The sequence below is a fragment of the Kitasatospora sp. NPDC047058 genome, assembly GCF_040643935.1.
Lineage (GTDB): Bacteria > Actinomycetota > Actinomycetes > Streptomycetales > Streptomycetaceae > Kitasatospora.
Genome location: NZ_JBEYVJ010000596.1, coordinates 1 through 3,364, shown reverse-complemented (window position 1 = coordinate 3,364; position 3,364 = coordinate 1). Strand labels below are relative to the sequence as shown.

At 73.5% G+C, this 3,364-nt stretch carries 4 protein-coding genes; 3 read left to right on the top strand and 1 reads right to left on the bottom strand.

Features of this window, described 5'->3' with window-relative positions; genetic code table 11:
* Positions 1-146 precede the first annotated feature (146 nt).
* Positions 147-614 carry a hypothetical protein gene (locus ABZ885_RS37995; protein ID WP_360199279.1) on the bottom strand — a complete coding sequence of 156 codons (468 nt, stop codon included), beginning with the start codon at positions 612-614 and terminating at the stop codon, positions 147-149.
* Positions 615-936: 322 nt separating this feature from the next.
* On the opposite strand from ABZ885_RS37995, the gene ABZ885_RS37990 reads away from it, so the two are divergent.
* The 3 genes from ABZ885_RS37990 to ABZ885_RS37980 all read left to right on the top strand — a co-directional run bounded on the left by ABZ885_RS37990 (position 937) and on the right by ABZ885_RS37980 (position 3,198).
* Entirely contained in the window at positions 937-1,827 is an 891-nt protein-coding gene (locus tag ABZ885_RS37990; protein ID WP_360199277.1) for an SDR family NAD(P)-dependent oxidoreductase, read from the top strand.
* 104 nt (positions 1,828-1,931) lie between these two features.
* Positions 1,932-2,510 carry a TetR/AcrR family transcriptional regulator gene (locus ABZ885_RS37985; RefSeq protein WP_360199275.1) on the top strand — a complete coding sequence of 193 codons (579 nt, stop codon included), beginning with the start codon at positions 1,932-1,934 and terminating at the stop codon, positions 2,508-2,510.
* 199 nt (positions 2,511-2,709) lie between these two features.
* Positions 2,710-3,198: a GNAT family N-acetyltransferase gene (locus ABZ885_RS37980; RefSeq protein ID WP_360199273.1), complete on the top strand. Its 489-nt coding sequence runs from the start codon at positions 2,710-2,712 to the stop codon at positions 3,196-3,198.
* Positions 3,199-3,364 lie beyond the last annotated feature (166 nt).

Below are 3,364 nucleotides of genomic sequence, written 5' to 3'. Positions count from 1 at the left end.
GGCCCGCGCCGGATCCTCGGCGCAGGCCTGCGTGGTGGTCGCGCCGCCGGCCACGAACTGCCTACCCGGGCGGGCGCTTTGGGTGAGGCCGTCACTGGTCCCCGGGGTGTCCAGGGCTGAGCCGGCCCGGGGTCCGGGGCCCGGGCTCAGGGGGCAGGGCGGATCTGGAGAGCGTTGATGCCCCAGTGGATGGACGGGTCCGAGGTGTGCACGGTGAACTGGAAGTCCCGGCCGGGACGGGCGGGGATGCCCACCGAGGCGACGCCGACGGAGTCCACCGGGCACTGCACCGTGAAGTCGGCGGGAGCCGGACCGCCGACGTGCACCTGCACCGAACCGCCGCCCTGGCAGCCCACGGTGACGGCGATCGGCAGCGTCTCGATCACCGAGGCCGTCACCGCGCCGCCGTTCCCGATCCAGTCGGGGATCGAGAACATGGTGTCCTCGTCCGAGGCCGGCGGCAGGATCTGGCCCGTCCCCGGCTGGCCGACGGGCTCGTCCGAGGCCGGTGCCGGGTCGGCGGGCTGCGCCGATGCCGTCCCGGCGAACGCCAGCGTCACCCCCAGCATCCCGGCCGCTGCGGTGAGCGTGCGCGTCCTCGTCCGCTTCGTCATGGTCCCCCCTGCTGTGTTCACGTCGTACCGGTGTTCGGCACACGAAGTTGATCCTAGGGTGCGGCACCGACAGCGCGCGGGTGGCGGCCGAGGCGCAGCCGGATGTGGGAGTCCGGGCCCCCGCCATCGCCGAAGCCGGTCCCGCCCTCGGGGCGCGGCAGCAGGACTGGATCGCCGGAGCTTCGGGGTGGTGTCCGGCCCTCATTCGGCCTGTGGCCGGGGGTGGCCGACCGCGTCCCTAACCGGATGACCAATCCGATTCTGTGCTACCGTCCCCGCTAAGCGGATGACCTATCCGAATCTCTTTGGGGTGGAGGAGCACATGCGGAAGACAGCCGTGGTCACGGCCGGTACGGCCGGCATCGGCCTGGAGACGGCACTGGGACTGGCCGCCGCCGGGTACGCGGTCACCGTGGTCGGCCGCGACGCCGAGCGGGGCGTGCGGGCGGTCGCCCGGATCGACGCGACGAACCCGGCACACCGCAGTCGGTTCCTGTCCGCCGACCTCGGCTCGCTCGACGACGTACGCGCGCTCGCCGACCGGATCGCTGCCGACCACGCCGCCTCCGGCGACCCGCTGACCGTTCTCGTCAACAACATCGGCGCGATGTTCCCCGAGCGGCTGTCCCTGGACGGCATCGAGGCCTCATTCGTCGTCAACCACCTCTCGCCGTACCTGCTGACGGAACGGCTGCTGCCCACCCTGACCGCCGGTGCGCCGAGCAGGATCGTGAACGTGACCTCGGGCGCGGTCGCTCTCGGCAGGCGGGTGTTCGATGCGGTCGAGCCGCCCGGCGGCTACTACGGCTTCCACTGGTACGGCCGTGCGAAGCTCGCCAACCTCGCCTACACGCTCGACCTGGCCGCGCGTCTGGAGGGCACGGGCGTCTCGGTCTTCGCCGCCGATCCCGGAGGAGCTGCGACCGATATGACCAACGGCACCCTGACCGACCCGAAGATCGTCTCGCCGGCCCTGCGGCTGCTGTGGCCCCTGGTGCGCCGCAGGTTCGAACGCTCGACCTCGGGCCCGGCCTCGGTGGCCGCCAGGCCCTCGATCGCCGCAGCCACGGACGAGACCCTGACCGGCCGGACCGGCATCGTCATCGGCGCACAGGCCCGCCCGGTGGCGCCGCCGCGCGCGGCGGCCGACCCTCGCCTCGCCGGGGCCGTACGCCGCCTCAGCGAACGGCACGCGCCAGTTGTGACCACCTGACCACGACCACCTGACCACGACCGCCGCCCGGCTACGACATCCGACCGTGGTCCGCTGCGCACCGGCGGGCCCATCCGGATGGGCCATCCGGTTAGCATGTCCTCATGACGACGCCCCTGCGCAAGGACGCGGCCCGCAACTGGGACCGAATCGTCTCCGTCGCCCGTGCCCTGGTCGACCAGGGCGAGCCGCTGCAGCTCAACGACGTGGCCCGTCGCGCCGGACTCGGCGTGGGCACCGTCTACCGGCACTTCGCCGTGCCCGAGGCCCTGCTGGAGACCGTCGCCACCCCCTGCCTGGAAGCCCTGGCCGCCCACGGGGAGCAGGCCCTGGCCGACAGCGACCCTCGGCGCGCACTCGAAGGCTTCCTGCTGCACACCGTCGAAGCACAGGTCACCGACGCCTCCCTGGCCCCGGTCACCGCCGCACCCGCAGACGTGCTGCCCCGTACCACGGAACTCAAGGCGTCGCTCCGGGCGTCCGGTACCGCCCTCCTCGACCGGGCCCGTGAGGCCGGAGCGGTCCGCTCCGACCTCACGCCGGCCGACCTCGTCCCGCTCATGTGCGGCATCGCCCACGCCGTGAACGTCCACGGAGGCACGCCCGCCGACCGGATCGACACCGCCCGCCGCTACCTGGCCACCATGCTCGGCGGCCTGCGTGCCACACCGACGAACGCGTAAGCCGCCTCCGAGGCGGCCCGGTACGTGCCTGTGTACGGCGGCGAAGGGCTGCTCGGTGGTGCCCGGGTGCGGTCGGGCTCCCCGGGCGAGGACGACGGCCGCATCCGGCTCACGAGGCCTTCGCCCGCCTGAACCCGCCCCGGACCCCTGTCGTCAATCCACTTGTCGTCGCAGGCCGGGGCAGGGCATGGTCGGTGCCGTGATCGAACTCCGTGCCCTGACCTCCGACGACTGGCCGCTCTTCCGCGAGCTCCGCCTGGCCGCCCTGGCCGAGGCGCCGTACGCCTTCGGCTCCACGCTCGCCGCCTGGCAGGGCGAGGGCGACCGGGAGGAGCGCTGGCGCTCCCGGCTGATCCCTGGCGCCCTGGACCTCGTGGCCCTCGTGGACGGCGAGCCCTCCGCGATGGCCACCGGCGTGCCCGGGGACGGGTCGGCGGAGCTGATCTCGATGTGGGTCGGCCCGAAGGCCCGCGGCCGGGGCGTCGGCGCCCGGCTGATCGCCGAGATCGGGCAGTGGGCGGCTCGGCAGGGCTTCAGTACCCTGCGCCTCGCCGTGATGCCGCACAACCCGCACGCCATCGCCCTGTACGAGCGTGCCGGCTTCACCGACACCGGCGAACCGGGCGACCTGCTGCCCGACGGCGTGGGCCGCGAACTCCTGATGGCGAAGCCCCTCCGCGCGGCGTGAGCCTACCGGCGGCCCGCGCTCCGACCGTCCCGGCGGTCGGACAACCTGAGGGTGTGCCAGGCCGCCGAACTGGCTCCGTGCAGCTCCGGCTTCGCCAGGCGGGCAGCCAGATCCCCGCGTCGTTCTCGGGCGGCCACTGTGACGGTGGCGGCGATTAAGGTTCGTG